This window comes from Alphaproteobacteria bacterium, assembly GCA_015231795.1.
In the GTDB taxonomy this organism is placed as follows: Bacteria; Pseudomonadota; Alphaproteobacteria; order Rhodospirillales; family WMHbin7; genus WMHbin7.
In genome coordinates this window covers 77,022-94,998 of sequence record JADGAX010000001.1, presented here as the reverse complement: position 1 = coordinate 94,998, position 17,977 = coordinate 77,022, and the positions used below count along the sequence as shown (strand labels likewise).

The 17,977-nt window shown below is 60.8% G+C and carries 15 protein-coding genes; 8 read left to right on the top strand and 7 right to left on the bottom strand.

Annotation, left to right across the window (positions count from 1 at the left end; all coding sequences use genetic code 11):
- The first annotated feature begins 31 nt into the window (after nt 1-31).
- Nucleotides 32-1,189, top strand: coding sequence for an MFS transporter (locus HQL44_00405; GenBank protein MBF0267029.1), 1,158 nt, complete (start codon nt 32-34; stop codon nt 1,187-1,189).
- A 66-nt stretch (nt 1,190-1,255) separates the two neighbouring features.
- On the top strand, nt 1,256-1,711 hold the full coding sequence (locus tag HQL44_00400) for a cytochrome C (GenBank protein ID MBF0267028.1): 456 nt from the start codon (nt 1,256-1,258) through the stop codon (nt 1,709-1,711).
- 5 nt (nt 1,712-1,716) lie between these two features.
- Here the strand turns inward: HQL44_00400 and HQL44_00395 are convergent, their stop codons facing one another.
- Both HQL44_00395 and gltB read right to left on the bottom strand, forming a co-directional pair.
- Nucleotides 1,717-3,132, bottom strand: a complete 1,416-nt coding sequence (locus HQL44_00395) for a glutamate synthase subunit beta (protein ID MBF0267027.1) — start codon at nt 3,130-3,132, stop codon at nt 1,717-1,719.
- 1 nt (nt 3,133) lies between these two features.
- Complete coding sequence (gene gltB / locus HQL44_00390) at nt 3,134-7,786, bottom strand: glutamate synthase large subunit (protein ID MBF0267026.1); 4,653 nt, start codon at nt 7,784-7,786, stop codon at nt 3,134-3,136.
- Nucleotides 7,787-8,017: 231 nt separating this feature from the next.
- Here gltB and HQL44_00385 point away from each other — a divergent pair, with 231 nt between their 5' ends.
- Nucleotides 8,018-9,319, top strand: coding sequence for an O-acetylhomoserine aminocarboxypropyltransferase (locus tag HQL44_00385; protein MBF0267025.1), 1,302 nt, complete (start codon nt 8,018-8,020; stop codon nt 9,317-9,319).
- A 1-nt stretch (nt 9,320) separates the two neighbouring features.
- A complete protein-coding gene (locus tag HQL44_00380; GenBank protein MBF0267024.1) occupies nt 9,321-10,115 on the top strand; it encodes an alpha/beta hydrolase in 795 nt (264 codons plus the stop codon).
- On the opposite strand, the gene HQL44_00375 is transcribed toward HQL44_00380, so the two are convergent.
- Nucleotides 10,104-10,841 (bottom strand): metallophosphoesterase, encoded by a 738-nt coding sequence (locus HQL44_00375; GenBank protein ID MBF0267023.1) that lies wholly within the window; start codon nt 10,839-10,841, stop codon nt 10,104-10,106. The genes HQL44_00380 and HQL44_00375 overlap by 12 nt on opposite strands.
- Nucleotides 10,842-10,906: 65 nt before the next feature.
- Between HQL44_00375 and HQL44_00370 the strand changes: the two genes are divergently transcribed.
- The 4 genes from HQL44_00370 (at nt 10,907) to HQL44_00355 (ending at nt 13,100) form a co-directional block, all read left to right on the top strand.
- Nucleotides 10,907-11,527, top strand: coding sequence for an extensin family protein (locus tag HQL44_00370; GenBank protein MBF0267022.1), 621 nt, complete (start codon nt 10,907-10,909; stop codon nt 11,525-11,527).
- A 122-nt stretch (nt 11,528-11,649) separates the two neighbouring features.
- Nucleotides 11,650-12,099, top strand: a complete 450-nt coding sequence (locus HQL44_00365) for a hypothetical protein (GenBank protein MBF0267021.1) — start codon at nt 11,650-11,652, stop codon at nt 12,097-12,099.
- Between the two features lie 77 nt (nt 12,100-12,176).
- Nucleotides 12,177-12,695, top strand: a complete 519-nt coding sequence (locus HQL44_00360) for a hypothetical protein (GenBank protein MBF0267020.1) — start codon at nt 12,177-12,179, stop codon at nt 12,693-12,695.
- A gap of 42 nt (nt 12,696-12,737) precedes the next feature.
- Entirely contained in the window at nt 12,738-13,100 is a 363-nt protein-coding gene (locus HQL44_00355) for a tail fiber protein (protein MBF0267019.1), read from the top strand.
- Nucleotides 13,101-13,134: 34 nt separating this feature from the next.
- On the opposite strand, the gene HQL44_00350 is transcribed toward HQL44_00355, so the two are convergent.
- The 4 genes from HQL44_00350 to nifH form a co-directional block, all read right to left on the bottom strand.
- A complete protein-coding gene (locus HQL44_00350) occupies nt 13,135-13,740 on the bottom strand; it encodes a hypothetical protein (GenBank protein ID MBF0267018.1) in 606 nt (201 codons plus the stop codon).
- A 100-nt stretch (nt 13,741-13,840) separates the two neighbouring features.
- Entirely contained in the window at nt 13,841-15,370 is a 1,530-nt protein-coding gene (gene nifK, locus HQL44_00345) for a nitrogenase molybdenum-iron protein subunit beta (protein MBF0267017.1), read from the bottom strand.
- Nucleotides 15,371-15,385: 15 nt separating this feature from the next.
- A complete protein-coding gene (gene nifD, locus HQL44_00340) occupies nt 15,386-16,834 on the bottom strand; it encodes a nitrogenase molybdenum-iron protein alpha chain (protein MBF0267016.1) in 1,449 nt (482 codons plus the stop codon).
- Nucleotides 16,835-16,890: 56 nt separating this feature from the next.
- Complete coding sequence (gene nifH, locus HQL44_00335; GenBank protein ID MBF0267015.1) at nt 16,891-17,775, bottom strand: nitrogenase iron protein; 885 nt, start codon at nt 17,773-17,775, stop codon at nt 16,891-16,893.
- Nucleotides 17,776-17,977: the final 202 nt, after the last annotated feature.

The window sequence follows — 17,977 nt, the reverse complement described above, 5'->3', positions numbered from 1 at the left end:
CCAGAAAGTCATGCCGTATCAAACTGTTGCAATGTCAGCCCCGCCCCCCTTCCTGAAATTGCGCTTGGCCGCTCATTATGCGGGCCTGTTCGCGCCGGTCGGCGTAATGCTGCCCTTCTGGCCGGTTTTCCTATCCGGGCGGGGGCTATCGGAGTGGCAGATCGGCGTATTGCTGGCGGTGGGATCGATCTCGAAAGTGGCGGTCAATCCCGTCATCGGCAGTTGGGTCGACCGGCTGGGCAAAAGACGCACGGCCATGATCGGCTTGGCCTTCGCCACCTTTTTCGCTTTCGCCGCCTTCTGGGTCACGCACGGTTTCTTCCCGCTGCTGCTCCTTTCGGCCATCGCCAGCGGCCTGTTCACGGCGCAGATGCCGCTGGCCGAGAATCTGTCTTTGCACATGGCGCAAACCCACCAGTTCGATTACGGGCGCGTGCGCCTGTGGGGATCGCTGGCCTTCATCCTGGCCGCCCTGCTGGGCGGCTGGTACCTGTCGGGGCGAAGTTCCGAAGTCGTCCTGCCGGTGTCGCTGGCTTTTCTGCTGCTGATGGCCCTGATCACGCTGGGATTGCCGGAAATGCGCATCGAGAAGCGCAAGGATGCGCCGCAAAGCGCCGTCGGCATGATGACGCTGTTTCAAGACCGCCGCTTTCTATTGTTCATCGCCACCGCCAGCGCCCTGCAAACCAGCCACATGGTCTATTACGGCTTTTCCACCCTGCATTGGCGCCAAGCGGGAATCGGCGAGACTACGATCGGCATCCTCTGGTCGCTGGGCGTGCTGGCGGAGATATTGCTATTCTCGCAAGGCAACAAGGTCTTGAACCGGCTGGGACCGGCGGGCCTGATGATTCTGGCCGGAGCGGGAGGATTGGTGCGCTGGACGGTGCTGGGATTCACCACCTGGCTTCCCGCCCTGTATGGCGCGCAGGCGCTGCACGCCCTTACCTTTGGGGCCTTCCATTTGGGCTGCATGCATTACCTGTCGCGCAACATTCCGCTCTCGCTTTCCGGACGCGCCCAGGGGCTTTACTCGTCGGGCGTGGCGGGCGTGGCGCAAGGAATCGGCCTGCTGGCCGCTGGCCCCCTTTATCACGCGCTGGGAGGCCATGCCTTCCTGGTCATGACCGTCGTTTCCGGGCTGGGCCTGTGGGGGGCGCTGCGCATCCGATTGAAGGGGAATAGCTGATCCGTTCAGCCAGGGTTCAGCTTCGAATGCAAGAATGCCCGCAGTCAACTTCTGGAGCATTCATTCATGAACTGGCCAATCCCCGCCCTTCTGATTCTTGCCATATCCACAGCCAGCGGGGCAAGTTTCGCCCAAACCGGCCAAGACCCGCTGCTGGTCAAGGAATGTTCCTCCTGCCATTTACCCTTTTCAGCGGGATGGCTGCCCAAGGCCTCGTGGCGCAAGATCATGGCGAACCTGGACAACCATTTCGGCGACGACGCCAGATTGACCGAAGACCGCAGGAAAGCGGTTGAGGAAGCCCTGCTGGCCAGGGCTGGCGACGCCAAAACCGAACGGCCCAGCCCCTTCATCAAGGGCGTCAACGGAGACGAAGCGCCCCTGCGCCTGACCGAGACGTATGGCTTCCAGCGCAAGCACAAGAAGTTCAAGCCAGGATCGCCCATGCTGGCCCGCGCCAAGACGCTGGCCAATTGCCAAGCCTGCCACCCCAAGGCGGCAGAGGGCATCTTCGAGGACTGAATCGCTTACCTGGGCAGAACGCTGGAACCGACCAGGAAGGCGTCGATGGCGGCGGCGGCCCTGCGGCCCTCGCGGATCGCCCAGACGACCAGGCTTTGCCCACGACGAATGTCGCCCGCCGCGAACACTTTGGGCACCGAGGTGGCAAAGCCCTCGTAATCAGCGGCCACGTTGCCGCGCTGATCCAACCCCACGCCCAAGGCGTCAAGCAGCCCCTGCTTGACCGGTGAGACGAAGCCCATGGCCAGGAAGGCCAGATCGGCCTCGATCACGAACTCGGTTCCCGCAATCGGCTGCATTTTCTGATCCACCTGTACGGCATTCAGACCGGCCAGCTTGCCGTTCTTGCCAAAGAAGGATTGGGTGGCGACGCTCCACATGCGCTCGCACCCTTCCTCGTGTGACGAGGAGGTGCGCATCTTGTTGGGCCAATTCGGCCAATTGAGCGCCTTGTTTTCCTTTTCGGGGGGCTTGGGCATGATCTCGATCTGCGTGACCGACAATGCCCTTTGGCGCACCGAGGTGCCGATGCAATCCGACCCCGTGTCGCCGCCGCCAATCACCACCACGCGCTTTCCGGTGGCGAAGATATCGTCGCAATCGAACTGTTCGCCGCCGACGCGCCTGTTCTGCTGGCCCAGAAAATCCATGGCGAAATGAATGCCCGAAAGCTCGCGTCCGGGCACGGCCAGATCGCGCGGTTGCTCGGCGCCGCCCGCCAGCAGCACGGCGTCGAACTTGGCCAACAATTCCTTGGCGTCCACATTCTGTCCGACATGCGCCTTGGTGCGGAACTCGACGCCCTCGGCGCGCATCTGGGCGACGCGCCGGTCGATCAGCGACTTGGACAGTTTGAAATCGGGAATGCCATAGCGCAGTAGACCGCCCGCCTTGGCGTTCTTCTCGAAGACCGTCACTTCATGACCGGCGCGGGCCAGTTGCTGGGCGGCGGCCAAACCCGCCGGGCCGGAACCGATGACGGCAACCGATTTTCCCGAGCGCTTGGCGGGGATTTGCGGCGTGATCCAGCCTTCTTCCCAGGCACGGTCGATGATGGCGCATTCGATGGTCTTGATGGTCACCGGCACGTCGTCGATATTGAGCGTGCAAGCCTGTTCGCAAGGCGCCGGACAGATGCGGCCGGTGAATTCCGGGAAATTGTTGGTGGCGTGCAACGCCTCCAACGCTTCTTTCCAGCGGCCCTTATAGATCAGATCGTTCCAATCGGGGATGACGTTCGCCACCGGACAGCCGGAATGGCAAAAGGGAATGCCGCAATCCATGCAGCGCGCCCCCTGGCGCGACAACGCCGCGTCATCAAGGCCGATCACGAACTCGTTATAGTGCGAGATGCGGTCGGAAGCGGGCGCATAGGTCCGCTCCTGGCGCGAGAATTCCATAAATCCAGTGGGCTTGCCCATCTTAGTGTCCTTTCGCCGGACGAGCCGCCGGGGCGGACTTTCCAGACTGCATCGCCTGCATTTCCGTAAGCGCGCGCCGGTAATCGACCGGCATCACCTTCTTGAACTTGGGCAGATAATGGACCCAATTGAGAAGGATGTCGTGCGCCCGCTTGCTGCCGGTGTAACGGTGGTGGCTCTCGATGACCTGATGCAAGCGCTGGGCATCGAAACGCGACATGTCGCTCATGACGTCGACGCGGCCATGCGCTTCCAAGTCATTGCCCTGATGATCAAGATTTTCCAGGGCTTCCGACTCGTCCTTCACCGGCTCAAGCTCGACCATCGACAGGTTGCAGCGTTGATCGAAATCGCCGTCCTCGTCCAGCACATAGGCGATGCCGCCGCTCATGCCTGCCGCGAAATTGCGCCCGGTCTTGCCCAGAACGACGACGACACCGCCGGTCATGTATTCGCAACCGTGATCGCCAACGCCTTCGACAACCGCCAGGGCGCCCGAATTGCGAACGCCGAAACGTTCGCCCGCGACGCCACGGAAATAGCATTCGCCCGAGATGGCGCCGTACAGAACGGTATTGCCGACGATGATGTTCTCCTCGGCCACGATTTTGCACTCGGGCGACGGATAGACGACGATGCGCCCGCCCGACAATCCCTTGCCGACATAATCATTGGCTTGGCCTTCAAGCGTCAGCGCGACGCCGTGGGCCAGGAAAGCGCCCAGGCTTTGCCCCGCCGTGCCCTTGGCGTTGATCAGGATCGTGTCTTCCGGCAGGCCCGCATGGCCGTGGCGCATGGCCACTTCGCCCGACAACATGGCCCCCACCGTGCGATTGACGTTGGTGACCTTGACGTCGATGGCGACCGCTTCTCCCTTCTCAAGGGCTGGCATGGCTTTCTCGATCAGCAGATTGTCGAGCGCCTCGTTCAGGTGATGGTCCTGATCCTCGTTCTTGCGGATGGCGACACCCTTGCCCGCTTCCGGCTTATAGAGAAGTTTGCTGAAATCAAGACCCCTGGCCTTCCAATGCGAAATGGCCTTGCGCATGTCCAAAAGATCGGAACGCCCAGTCAACTCCTCCATCTTGCGCACGCCAAGGCGCGCCATGATGCGGCGCACTTCCTCGGCGATGTAGAAGAAGTAATTGATCACATGCTCGGGCTGGCCGGTGAAGCGCTTGCGCAATTCAGGATCTTGCGTCGCCACGCCGACCGGGCAGGTGTTCAGATGGCATTTGCGCATCATGATGCAGCCGACGGCGATCAGGGGGGCGGTGGCGAAGCCGAATTCGTCGGCACCCAACAAGGCGCCGATCACCACGTCGCGCCCGGTGCGCAATCCGCCATCCACCTGCACGGCGACGCGACCGCGCAGCTTGTTCAGCACCAAGGTCTGATGCGTCTCGGCCAAGCCGATTTCCCAGGGCGAACCGGCATGTTTGATGGCGGTCAGCGGGCTTGCGCCGGTGCCGCCGTCATAACCCGAAATCGTGATGTGGTCGGCCCTGGCCTTGGCGACGCCAGCGGCGATGGTGCCGACGCCGATCTCGCTGACCAGCTTGACCGAAATACGCGCCTTGGGGTTCACGTTCTTCAGATCGTAGATCAGCTGGGCCAAATCCTCGATCGAATAGATGTCGTGATGCGGCGGCGGGCTGATCAGCCCCACGCCGGGCGTGGAATGGCGCACGCGGGCGATGGTGGCGTCCACCTTGTGGCCGGGCAATTGTCCGCCCTCGCCGGGCTTGGCGCCCTGGGCCATCTTGATCTGGATATCCGACCCATTGACCAGATATTCAGCGGTCACGCCGAAACGCCCGGAGGCCACCTGCTTGATGGCGGAACGCAACAGATCGCCATTGGGCAGCGGCTTGTAGCGCTCGGACTCTTCGCCGCCCTCGCCCGAATTCGACTTGCCGCCGATGCGGTTCATGGCGGCGGCCAGGGTGGTGTGCGCCTCGCGCGAGATGGAGCCGAACGACATGGCGCCGGTGGCGAAACGCTTCACGATCTCCTTGGCGGGTTCCACTTCGTCAAGCGGAACGGGCGTTGGCGCCCACTTCATGTCGAACAGGCCGCGCAAGGTCAGCAGCTTCTCGCTCTGCTCGTCGATCAGCTTGCAAAATTCCTGGAATTTCTCGAAGCCAGCGCCACGCACTGAATGTTGCAGCGCCGCGATGCTCTCGGGCGTCCAGGCATGATTGTCGCCGCGCAAACGCCAAGCGTAGTCGCCGCCCGGATCGAGCGACAGGCGATACATGGGGTCGTCGCCATAGGCGATGGCGTGACGCCTGACGGTTTCATCGGCGATTTCCGCAAGACCGGCGCCGCCGACGCGGCTGGACGTCTTGGTGAAATAGGCGTCGAGGAATTCCTGCGACAGGCCAACGGCGTCGAAAATCTGGGCGCCGCAATAAGATTGGAAGGTCGAGATGCCCATCTTGGCCATCACCTTCAACACCGCCTTGTCGAGCGCCTTGATGGTGCGCTTTTGCACTTCATATTCGCTCAAATCCTCGGGCAGCGGCACGGTGGCGATGGTTTCGAACAACAGATAAGGGTTGATCGCCTCGGCGCCGTAACCGGCCAGCACGCAGAAATGATGCACTTCTCTGGGTTCGCCCGTCTCGACAACCAGACCAGCGCGGGTACGACTGCCCGACCTGACCAGATGATGATGCACGGTCGATGTCGCCAACAGCGACGGCACGGCGATGCGCGCCGCGGATATCTTGCGATCCGACAGAATCAGGATGTTGCAGCCCTCGCCCAACGCCTTGTCGGCCTCGGTCTTGAAGCGCTCAAGCGCCTTCTGCATGCCGCCAGCGCCTTCGCTGGCGTTGTAGGTGATGTCGATGGTGCGCGCCTTGAATACGCCGTCGGTGGCGTCTTCGATGGCGCGGATTTTTTCCAGGTCCTGATTGGTCAGGATGGGTTGACGCACTTCCAGGCGCTGCCTGCTGTCGCCGTCGGTCAGGCCCAGCAGATTGGGACGCGGGCCGATGAAGGACACCAAGCTCATGACCAGTTCCTCGCGCGTCGAATCGATCGGCGGATTGGTCACCTGGGCGAAGCACTGCTTGAAGTAATTGAACAAGGGCTTGGGCTTGTCCGACAACACGGCCAACGGCGAATCATTGCCCATCGATCCCACCGCTTCCTGGCCGGTGACGGCCATGGGCGTGATCAGGAACTTGATGTCTTCTTGCGTATAGCCGAAGGCCTGTTGGCGATCGAGCAGCGTCTGGGGATCGGGAGCCATGGGGGCCACGGCCGCCGGAAGATCTTCCAGCACGATCTGCGTCTTCTTGACCCAGCTTTTGTAGGGATGGGCGCGGGTCAGTTCGCGCTTGATCTCCTCGTCGGGGATCAGGCGGCCCTTTTCCAGATCGATCAGCAGCATGCGCCCCGGCTGCAAGCGCCACTTCTGGATGATCTCGGACTCCGGAATGTCGAGCACGCCGACTTCCGACGACATGATGACGCGATCATCCTTGGTCACGATGTAACGGGCCGGGCGCAGGCCATTGCGGTCGAGCGTAGCGCCGATCTGGCGCCCGTCCGAAAAGGCGACGGCGGCAGGACCGTCCCAGGGTTCCATCATGGCGGCGTGATATTCGTAGAAGCTCTTGCGCTCCTCGTCCATCAGCGGATTGCCCGCCCAGGCTTCGGGAATCATGATCATCACCGCATGGGCCAGCGAATAGCCGCCCATCAGCAGCAGTTCCAGCGCGTTGTCGAAACTGGCCGAATCGGACTGGCCTTCGACCGTGATCGGCCAGATCTTGTTCAGATCGTCGCCCAGCACGTCTGACTTCATGGTGCCGCGCCTTGCGGTCATCCAGTTCAAATTGCCGCGCAAGGTGTTGATCTCGCCATTGTGGCAGATCAGGCGGAAGGGATGGGCCAGCTTCCAGGTGGGGAAGGTGTTGGTCGAGAAACGCTGATGCACCAGGGCCAGGGCGGATTCAAACCGCTCGTCCAGCAGGTCGGGATAGAAGGCGCCGACCTGTTCGGCCAGGAACATGCCCTTGTAGACGATGGTGCGCGACGAGAGCGACGGCAGATAGTAATCGGCCAGCTTGGCGTCGCCGCTTTCGTTGATTTGATTGAACGACTTCTTGCGGATCACCATCAGCTTGCGCTCGAAAGCGTCCTGGCTGGCCAGAGCGGCATTGCGCCCGATGAAAATCTGGCGAACCAGCGGGGCCGTTCCCCGCACGCCTTCCGACAAGGCCATCTCGTTGACCGGCACGTCGCGCCAGCCCAGCAGAACCTGCCCCTCTTCGGCAACCGCCCTCTCCAGACCGGCCACACACAGATCGCGCTCGGCGGCGGACTTGGGCAGATTGACCATGCCGCAGGCATAGTGGCCCTGTTCGGGCAGGGTGATGCCCAGCTTGGCGGCCTCGGCGCGCAGGAAGGCGTCGGGCATCTGAACCAGGATTCCCGCCCCGTCGCCCGCATGCGGATCGGCGCCCACCGCGCCACGGTGAACCAAGCGTTTCAAAATCTCCAACCCGTCGGCGACGATCTTGTGGCTTTTCTTGTTCTTGATATGCGCCACGAAGCCGATGCCGCAGGCATCGCGCTCGAACGAGGGATCATATAGGCCTTGCGCTTCTGGAAGGCCTGAAAGAAACGGGTTCGACATAGGCTCAGTCATCCTTACTGGCGGCTGGTGCTTCGTCCGCCTTCACCACACGTGGCTTGTTATGGAACAAGCTGTCTTTTTTACAAAAAAATGGACAGGTTTCCAGCCATATTTTTTGCAGGGCCGATTTGCAAGCATTCCCTAAGGGAAACCAATCGGTTGAGAACGGCTGGATTCCAAAGCGGCAAAAGACCTATAGTCGGGCCGCCAAGCCGCCAAAGGGGGATTTGCATGGCCGATCCAAAGCATATCCGGTTCGACACTCTGGCCCTTCATGCGGGCCAGCAGCCTGACCCCGAGCATGGCTCTCGGGCGGTGCCGATCTATCAAACCACCAGTTTTGTCTTTAAAAACACCGATCACGCGGCTTCCTTGTTCAATCTGGAACGTGCCGGTCACATCTATTCACGCATTTCCAACCCCACCGTAGCGGTTCTGGAAGAACGTTTAAGCGCCCTGGAAGGCGGCGTTGGCGCTATCGCCACCGCCTCGGGTCAGGCCGCCTTGCATCTGGCCATCGCAACACTGATGGGATCGGGCGGCCATATCGTGGCGTCCCGCGCCCTCTATGGGGGCAGCTATAACCTGCTGGCCCACACCCTGCCCCGCTTCGGAATTACCGCCAGTTTCGTCGATCCCCGAGACCCCGAGGCTTTCAGGCAGGCCATTCGCCCCGAAACAAGGCTGGTTTTCGCGGAAACCGTGGGCAACCCCAATTTAGAAGTGCTGGACACACCATTAATCGCGCAGGTTGCGCATAACGCAAAGCTGCCCTTGATGATTGACGCCACCTTCACCACCCCGGCCCTGGGCCGCCCCCTCGCCATGGGTGCCGACATCGTCATGCATTCGGCCACCAAATATCTGGGCGGCCATGGGATCGCCATCGGCGGCATCTTGATCGATGGCGGGAACTTCGACTGGGAGGCGACGGACGGCAAGTTCCCGACCTTGACGGAACCTTATGCGGGTTATCACGGCCTGGATTTTGCCCAGGAATTCGGACCCGCCGCGTTCATCCAGCGCGCCAGAGCCGAAGGACTTCGCGATTTCGGGGCCTGCATCAGCCCCACCAACGCCTTTCATATCCTGCAAGGGGTGGAAACCCTGCCCATCCGCATGGCGCGACATATTCACAATGCCCGCCAAGTGGTGCGCCATCTGGAATGTTCTCCCGCCGTGGCCTGGGTCAATTCGCCCGATCTGCCCGAGCACCCCGACCACGAGCGCGCCCAGGAAATGTACCCGAAGGGCATTACCGCCATCGTCACTTTCGGCATCAAGGGCGGGCGGGTTGCGGCTGCGCGCTTCATCGAGAAGCTGAAAATCTTCTCGCATCTGGCCAATATCGGCGACGCCAAATCGCTGGCCATCCATCCCGCCAGCACCACGCATCAACAGATGGATGCCGAGGCCCTGGCCCTGGCCGGAATCGGCGAGGAACTGGTCCGCCTGTCGATCGGGTTGGAAGACCAGGACGACCTGATCGATGATCTAGCCCAGGCCCTGCACGCCTCGCAGAAGGGGGGCTGACATGGACGTCACCCTGGACGGAAACAAGATATTCGCGGCCACCGGCGGCAAGCCTTTCGACGGTTCAAAACCCACGATCCTGCTGCTGCATGGCGCCGGAATGGATCATAGCGTGTGGGTGTTGCAGGCCCGCTGGCTGGCCCATCACGGCATGAACGTGCTGGCCATCGACCTGCCCGGTCACGGAAAAAGCGAGGGAACCGCCTTTGCCAATGTCGGCGATTATGCCGATTGGCTGACGCGTTTCATGGAGGCGGCTGGGTTGAAGCAGGCGGCGCTGGCCGGACACAGTCTTGGCGCCTTGATCTGCCTGGAAGCGGCGGCCCGATATCCGGAGCGCGTCTCGCGCCTGACGCTGCTGGGAGCGGCGCAAAAAATGCCCGTGCATCCCGACATGCTGGCGTCGGCCAAGGAAGGCACGGACGAAGTGATCCGCTGCATGACCTCATGGAGTTTTGCCCGCCCGCATCATTTCGGCACCCATAAAATGCCCGGCATGTGGATGCTGGGCCAGACGCATCAGTTGATCGCTCGCTCGAAGCCGGGCGTGATCTTCAATGGCCTGACCGCCTGCAACGATTACAGGGGGGCCGCGGATGCGGCGGCGAAAGTCGCCTGCCCCACCCTTCTGATCCTGGGCGAGGCCGATCAGATGACGCCCGCCAAGGGCGGCAAGGAACTGGCGGGGATGATTTTGGGCGCGCGTTTTGTCATCATCCCAGGCTCGGGCCATATGATGATGACCGAAGCCCCCGACGCCACGCTGGACGCCATGCGGGGGAATTTACCAGCTTAACCGGCTGATCAACTGCCCATCCGTCCAATAATGGAGCGTGGCGGTTGGGCGGATGTCGGCGTCCTCCTTCTCGTGCCAATGTTCGACGATGGCCTGATAGGCCACCGACGGGGCCGAGGTGGCGATGACGCCCGCCACCGGCGCAGCGTATATCCGATGCAGATGCCCGCACAGAATCTGCACCACATTGGGATATTGGCGCAGCAGCGCGTCCAGGGCCTCGACCCCCTCGATCTGATGGCCGATGCTGCCATTGCGCAATTTCGTTCTGAAAGGCGGGTGGTGCAGAAAAAGAACGGTGGGACGATTTGGCTGCTCGGCCAGACGCGCTTCCAGCCAAGCCTTGCTTTGGGCGGAAAACTGGCCCTGCTGGCTGCCAGGGCGGCGGCTATCCAGGCCGATCAGGCGCAAATCGCCCATCGCGCCCTCATGATTGAGAAAACCGTTTTCAACCGGGCCGCACCAAGGCGCCATCGACTGGCGAAACGGTTCCGTCCAATCGCGATTGCCGGGAACGGCGAAAACCGGCATCGGCAAGCGCGCCAGCATTTCCGCCGCCAGGACATACATCGCAGGCTCGCCCCGGTCGGCCACGTCGCCGGTCACGACCACCGCATCGGGCCTGGGATCTTGCGCCAGCAAATGGCTGATCGCCCGCGCCAGTCGTTCCGTGCGCTCGGGGTTCGTACTCGACAGATGAAAATCGGAAAGCTGGGCCAGAATCACGGAAAACGCCTCTATCTGTATATCAACAGATTGTGGACTTAGCGCATTTCATTCACAATGGCTAGATGTTGAAGCTCTGGACAGCCACTCTCCTCCTGCTTCTGCTCGGCGGATGCGCCATGTTCGAGCCGGAAAGAGCCAGCCGCGCGCCAGCCGTCGGCGGCGACCCGGCGCGCTGTCTGGCCGAGTTGCGGGCGACGGGAACCAAATTCGAGGAAATGGCAGATTTCGCCACCCCCGATGGCTGCCGGGTAGTCAATGCCGTCAAGCTGTTGAAATTAGGGGCCGATCTCAACCGACCAGCCGCCATGTCATGCCCGCTGGCCCTTTCCCTGGCCCGTTTCGAGACAAGCGCCATGCAGCCGCTGGCCCGCCAGCATCTGGGGCAAAGCGTTCGCAAGATCCACCATGTCGGGGCCTATGACTGCAGAAAGCAGCGCAACGGCAAACAGATCAGCCAGCACGGGCTGGGTCAGGCCATCGATTTCTGGGCCTTTGAGTTAAGCGACGGCGCCATCATCAAAGTGCGCGACGATTGGAAAACCAGCGGCGCCCGGGGCGTTTTCCTGCGCAATCTGTCGGAACAAGCCTGCAATCACTTCCATCTGGTGCTGACGCCCGCCTCGGATTACGATCACAAGGACCATATTCATGTCGATCTTGGACCTTGGATGCGGTGCGGATAGGCCAGCCCTGTGATGGAGATCACACATTCTTAATGGCCGGTTCGCCATAATCGGTTCCGCATTTCGGCCACGATCCTTGGGCCTAATGACCACCATCGTCATTTCTTTGGGAGTTTCCTTCCATGAACCGCAGTACCGCCATTCTCGCCGCTGTCTTGTTCGCCAGCCCCTCGCTGGCCCTGGCCCAGGCGCCCAATCCGCAGCTTCAGAACGACAAGGCGCAAATCAAGCAAGATCGTCAGCAGATCAAGGAAGATCGCCAAGACTTGCGCGACGCGCACAAGGAGGCCATCGAAGACCGAAAGGCCATGCGCGATGCCCTGAAGGAAGGCGACAAGGAAAAGGCCGCCCAGTATCGCGACGAGTTGAAACAAGACCGCAAGGACATGCGCGACGCCAAGAAGGACATGAAGAAGGATCGTCACGACTTGCGCGACGACAAACGCGACGCCCGCGATGACGTTCGCGACCGCCGGGATGGAAAACCCGAAAAGCGCGCCAAGGAAATGCGCGAGAAGCGAAACGAATTTCGTGAGCAGAAGGGCGAGCGGCGCGAAAACAAGCGCAACTGATCGCCAGGAATTCGGGCGGCGGGAAATTCACCCTGCCGCCCTTTTCATCTGGAATGACGACGAGGGGGAGAAACAAAATGTTCAAGCGAGCCACGATCATCGCTGCCGCCATGATGCTGGCGGGTCCTGTGTTGGCCCAACAAACCGGTCCGCAGCCGCAGCAAGGCGGCCAAATGCCCCCGCCTCCCCAGCAAGGCCAGGGGCAGATGATGCAGGGTAGACAGGGCATGGGCGGACCCGGCCAGGGACAGATGATGAATCAGGGCCAAGGCATGGGCGGTCAACAGGGCCAGCAACGCATGATGCAGCAGGGTCAAGGGCAAATGGGACAAATGCCGCCACCGCCGCCGCCACCGCAAGGCCAGGGACAGATGATGCAAGGTGGACAGGGCATGGGCGGACCCGGCCAGGGACAGATGATGAATCAGGGCCAAGGCATGGGCGGCCAACAGGGCCAGCGCATGATGCAGCAAGGCCAAGGGCAAATGATGAATCAGGGTCAAGGCATGGGCAGGCCCGGCGGTGGCGGTGGTCCTGGCGGTGGCGGTGGTCCCGGCGGTGGCGGTGGTCCCGGCGGCGGCGGTGGCCGTCGTTAGCTTAAGTGAACATGGTTTATGTAAAATGTGGGGGAGTTTGAGATGAAGTCCATTTACACACATGCACGCCGCCTTCTGGCTGCCGCCTTGGCGGTATTGGGCATCACGATCATCTGGCCGACCGCGCCCGCCCAGGCCTGCGGCGACTCCCCCTATATAGGCGAAGTCTGCGTCTTTGCCTTCAACTTCTGTCCGCAAGGTTACCTGCCTGCGGATGGGCGCAGCCTCCCGATCAGGGACAATGCGGCACTTTTCTCTTTGCTGGGCATCACCTATGGCGGCGACGGCAAGACTGACTTCAAACTTCCCGATCTGCGCAAATCGGACAAGGACGCCAAGGACACGCCAAAGACCATTGGCACGACATGCATCGTACTCCAGGGAATTTATCCCATGCGCCCCTGAGAGAGAGGCGCTGATCGACTTATCGCAGGATGCTCTAGGCGACGTGGAAGGTCTTTAACCACACGCTCTTGGCTTGCGCCACCGGGGCGGGAACCTCGAAGCGCCCGCCAATCTGGCCCCAATCTTGGGCATCGATCCATCCCCAGCGCATTGCATAGTCAAGGGGTTCGGAAAAGGACGAGTGGAGCGCGAGGAAATAGCCGGACAATCCGCACTGATCGGAGTGACTGCAGTGGCATTCCAAGCGATCATCGATTCCTGAGAACAGAATGTTCAGGGTGAACAGATTGTCCCGCTTGCAGACAAGCCTGCATCCCCACTCCATATCGACGACCTGCCATGCCTCGGGCTGAAGTTTGCCGAGCGCCTGAGCCAGTTTTCGCGCCAGAAAATGAGGCACCCCCAATTCCATACCCTTATACAAGTGGGGCAGATTCGAGGGCTTCATGCCGTGATCAAGGGCGAATTCAAGATCGGCCAGTTGCTTGACCTCTTTTCCGTTTGGAAAATAAAAGGCAAAAACCTGCTTGGCGGCGGCAAGCACGTCCGAGGCGCTAAACGGATATTGATCCAGAAGTTGGGCGGCAACTGCGCCCCACTCGTTTTGGGGGCGGCCTTCATAAGGCGATGTCTTTGTCATGGCGTCACCATAACATGAAATGCAACGCCATCCTAAAAATAAGGGCCTGGGATTTCTCCCAGGCCCTCGGCCTGCCGCCAGCGACTGGAGTGCGGGTTCGCTAGCGGGTCAGGTCGTAGCTGATTCCCGTCACCTTCGTCTTCTCGTCGATGGTGTCGAAAATCTTGTCCAGAATAGTCACCAGCACGCGCAGGCCGCCCTTATAGAACATGGTCGGGAAGCGGTGGTGATGGTGACGGTCGAAGATCGGGAAACCGATGCGGATCAGGGGCACGCCGGTATCCTTCTCCAGATACTTGCCGTACGAGCTGCCGATCAGATAATCGGAAGGTTCGGTGGCCAGAAGTGAGCGCATGTGCCACAGATCCTTGCCCTTCCACACCTGGCCGGAAGCGCCAAAGGGCGAACTGGCCAGCAGGGCCTTCATCTTCTCTTCCCACTCGCTGCCGCCGTTGGTGGACAACAGGTGAGCCGGCTCGCCGCCCAACTCCAAGATGAAGCGGGTCATGCCATAGACGAAATCGGGATCGCCATAGATCGAGAAGCTCTTGCCATGGATCCAAGACAGCGAGTCTTCAATGGCGTCGACCAAGCGGCCACGGTCCTTGGCGATCGATTCCGGAATGGCTTTGCCGGTCAGGGCCGACAGCTTCATCAGGAAATCGTCCGTCGCACCCAGGCCCATCGGATAGTTGAAGGAAGCCACTTCCTGGCCCTTCTCCTTGGCGAAATCCAGGGTCTTGCCCGTGCACCATTCCTGCAACGAGATGGTGGCCTTGGCGTCGAGCGCCTTGGTCACGGCTTCCAGCGGCGTACCGCCGTCATACATGCGGTACGAACCGTCGGCGGGCGTGTCGTAAATGTCGGACACGTCGGAGAGCAGGGTCGCGTCGGCGCCCATGGCGGCGATGATGTCCTTGATCTCACGGGCATTGGCGACGCCATAACCATCGAAACCGCCGATGATGTTGACGCCGTTGCCGGCCTTGCGGTCCTTGCCTTCCCAGAAGTTGGAAAGGATGCTCTTCATCATATTGTCATAGCCAACGATATGGCTGCCAACGAAGCTGGGCGTGTGGGCGTAGGCGACCGGGAAATCGGCCGGGATGCTGCCCTTGTCACGCGACTGAATGATGAAGCTGTTCAAGTCGTCGCCGATGACTTCGGCGATGCACGACGTATGCACGGCGATCATCTTGGGCTTGTACAGCGCATAAGCGTTGGCCAGGCCTTCGACCATGTTGTTGAGGCCGCCGAACACCGCCGCGTCTTCGGTCATGGCCGAACAGACCATGGCCGACGGTTCCTTGAAGTGGCGCGACAGGTGCGAACGGAAGTAAGCCGCGCAGCCCAGCGATCCATGCGTGAAGGCCAAGGTGCCTTCGAAACCGGCGGCGCAATAGGCCGCTCCCACCGGCTGGCAGGCCTTGGCGGGATTGATCACCAGGGCTTCGCGGGCGAAGTTCTTTTCGCGGTATTCCATCGTGTTGATGTAGTCCGCCTGCTTGGCGACCACGTCGGCGTCCGGCATGTCTTCGAACTGTTCGCGCTTGCGCTTGAAGATTTCGAGATATTCCGGGTCGTTGAAAAGGTCGATATGGTCTTTGATCTTGAGTGCTGTCTGAGGCATCGAAGTTCTCCTAAATCAGGCGGCTTTCCAGGGGGCCTTGTTCAAGGCCCATACCGGGCTATTGATCGCCATGTCCATATCGCGGGCGAAGACGGCGAAACCGTCGTAACCGTGATAGGGGCCTGAGTAATCCCACGAGTGCAACTGGCGGAAAGGCACGCCCATCTTCTGGGTCGAGTACTTTTCCTTGATGCCGGAACCGACGAGATCGGGGCGCATCTTGTCGATGAACTTTTCCAACTCGTAGTCGGTCACGTCGTCATAGACCAGCGTGGCGTCTTTGATATATTCGGCGGTGCGCTGATAATCGTCGCTATGCGCGAATTCATAGCCCGTGCCGATGATGTCGATGCCAAGATCGCCGTAAGCGTCGGCAACGTGACGCGGACGCAGACCGCCGACATACAGCATCGCCTTCTTGCCTTGCAGACGCGGCTTGTATTTGGCAAGCACCGCATCGGCCAAAGGCTGATACTTGGCGATCACGCGCTCGGCGCCAGCCTTGATCTTGTCGTCGAACTTCTCGGCGATGGCGCGAAGCGACTTGGCGATCTGGGTGGGGCCGAAGAAGTTGTACTCCATCCAGGGGATGTTGTACTGCTCTTCCATATGGCGGCAGATATAGTTCATCGAGCGGTAGCAGTGGATGAGATTGAGCTTGCCTTTGTTGCCGCGCTCGATCTCGGCCAGGGTGGCGTCGCCCGACCACAGGCCGATGACGCGAAGCCCCATGTCTTCCAGCAGGATGCGGCTGGCCCAGGCGTCGCCGCCGATGTTGTAGTCGCCGATCACGACCACGTCGTAAGGGGTGGTTTCGAATTCCTTCGACTTGCCCTTGCCCAGCATCCAGTCGCGCACGGCGTCGTTGGCGATGTGATGGCCGAGCGACTGAGAAACGCCGCGAAAACCTTCGCAACGCACGGGCACGACCAGCTTGCCGTGCTCCTTGCCCTTCTTCTTGGCGACGGCTTCGATGTCGTCGCCGATCAGACCGACCGGACATTCCGACTGGATCGAGACGCCCTTGTTGAGCGGGAACATCGTGTGGATTTCGTCGATCACCTTTTCCAGCTTCTTGTCGCCGCCGAAGACGATGTCGCGTTCCTGGAAATCGCTGGTGATCTGCATGGTCACGAAGGTGTCGACGCCGGTGGTGCCGGTGTAGTAGTTGCGGCGCTGCGACCAGGAATATTGACCGCAACCGACCGGGCCATGGCTGATATGCACCATGTCCTTCAGCGGGCCGAAGACCACGCCTTTCGAACCGGCATAGGCGCAGCCACGGATGGTCATGACGCCGGGGGCTGACTTGATGTTCGACTTGACGCCACAATCGGGCTTGCCCTCATCGTAGACGTTCAAGTGTCGTGCGCGCTTCTTGGCGGTCTTCTCGGGATAAGCCGAGAGGACCTCCTCGATCAGGGCCTTGCGCTCGGCCTTTACGTCCGGGTTCATGCCATCCATGACCTGTCTCCTAATAGAATTCCGAAACTCGTTGCCTTAAGGAAAGCCGGGGCCGCTTACGCAGCACCCTTCTTCGTCTTGGCTTCAAGCTCGGCCAAAGCCTGTTCGTCCGACTTCATGATGCCGAATTCGAGCAGCATTTCTTCCAGCTCTTCCATCGAGATCGGCGTGGGAATGACGCCCTTGCCGCAGTTGTCGTGGATCTTCTGGGCCAGCTGACGATATTCGTTGGCTTGGGCGCAATCGGGAGCGTACTGAATGACCGTCATGCGGCGCAGCTCGGCGTGCTGGACGATGTTTTCGCGCGGCACGAAATGGATCATCTTGCAACCCAGGCGCTTGGCCAATGCCTCGGCCAGTTCCAGCTCGCGGTCGGTCTGACGCTCGTTGCAGATCAGGCCACCCAAGCGAACGCCGCCCGAATGGGCGTATTTCAGAATGCCCTTGGCGATGTTGTTGGCGGCATACAGCGCCATCATCTCGCCTGACATGACGATGTAAATTTCCTGCGCCTTGTTTTCGCGGATGGGCATGGCGAAGCCGCCGCACACCACGTCGCCCAGCACGTCGTAGGAAACATAGTCGACGTCGTCATAGGCGCCGTTTTCTTCCAAGAAGTTGATGGCGGTGATCACGCCGCGTCCTGCGCAGCCCACGCCCGGCTCGGGACCGCCGGCTTCCGTGCACTTGATGCCCTTGTAGCCAATCTTCATCACGTCTTCGAGTTCGAGATCCTCGACGGACCCCTTCTCGGCGGCCAGAGCCAGCACGGTGTCCTGCAGCTTGGTGTTGAGAATCAGGCGGGTCGAATCGGCCTTGGGATCGCAACCGACGATCAGAATCTTCTGACCCATCTCGACCAGCGCAGCCAGAGTGTTTTGCGAGGTGGTCGACTTGCCGATGCCGCCCTTGCCGTAGAAAGCGATCTGACGAAGTGCCATGGAACTGCTCCTTTTGATATCTGAACCAAACGGGGTCGAGCCGCCGCTTGCCTCTATCCTTGCAGGAGGCGTGCCAGTTCTAAGGACAGCCCTGCTGCCATATAATGTCGTTATAATACAGTGTGTTATAATTGATTGCCTTCAAAACCCCCCATGAGCCGGGCTTGTCGCAACCCCGACAAAGCCCCCTCTCCTTTGTCGC

What these genes read in the sequence shown, in the direction of transcription:
- HQL44_00405 (MBF0267029.1), top strand. Translation starts at nt 32, where the DNA reads ATGTCAGCCCCGCCCCCCTTCCTGAAATTGCGCTTGGCCGCTCATTAT.
- HQL44_00400 (MBF0267028.1), top strand. Translation starts at nt 1,256, where the DNA reads ATGAACTGGCCAATCCCCGCCCTTCTGATTCTTGCCATATCCACAGCC.
- HQL44_00395 (MBF0267027.1), bottom strand. Translation starts at nt 3,132, where the DNA reads ATGGGCAAGCCCACTGGATTTATGGAATTCTCGCGCCAGGAGCGGACC.
- gltB (MBF0267026.1), bottom strand. Translation starts at nt 7,786, where the DNA reads ATGTCGAACCCGTTTCTTTCAGGCCTTCCAGAAGCGCAAGGCCTATAT.
- HQL44_00385 (MBF0267025.1), top strand. Translation starts at nt 8,018, where the DNA reads ATGGCCGATCCAAAGCATATCCGGTTCGACACTCTGGCCCTTCATGCG.
- HQL44_00380 (MBF0267024.1), top strand. Translation starts at nt 9,321, where the DNA reads ATGGACGTCACCCTGGACGGAAACAAGATATTCGCGGCCACCGGCGGC.
- HQL44_00370 (MBF0267022.1), top strand. Translation starts at nt 10,907, where the DNA reads ATGTTGAAGCTCTGGACAGCCACTCTCCTCCTGCTTCTGCTCGGCGGA.
- HQL44_00365 (MBF0267021.1), top strand. Translation starts at nt 11,650, where the DNA reads ATGAACCGCAGTACCGCCATTCTCGCCGCTGTCTTGTTCGCCAGCCCC.
- HQL44_00360 (MBF0267020.1), top strand. Translation starts at nt 12,177, where the DNA reads ATGTTCAAGCGAGCCACGATCATCGCTGCCGCCATGATGCTGGCGGGT.
- HQL44_00355 (MBF0267019.1), top strand. Translation starts at nt 12,738, where the DNA reads ATGAAGTCCATTTACACACATGCACGCCGCCTTCTGGCTGCCGCCTTG.
- HQL44_00350 (MBF0267018.1), bottom strand. Translation starts at nt 13,740, where the DNA reads ATGACAAAGACATCGCCTTATGAAGGCCGCCCCCAAAACGAGTGGGGC.
- nifK (MBF0267017.1), bottom strand. Translation starts at nt 15,370, where the DNA reads ATGCCTCAGACAGCACTCAAGATCAAAGACCATATCGACCTTTTCAAC.
- nifD (MBF0267016.1), bottom strand. Translation starts at nt 16,834, where the DNA reads ATGGATGGCATGAACCCGGACGTAAAGGCCGAGCGCAAGGCCCTGATC.
- nifH (MBF0267015.1), bottom strand. Translation starts at nt 17,775, where the DNA reads ATGGCACTTCGTCAGATCGCTTTCTACGGCAAGGGCGGCATCGGCAAG.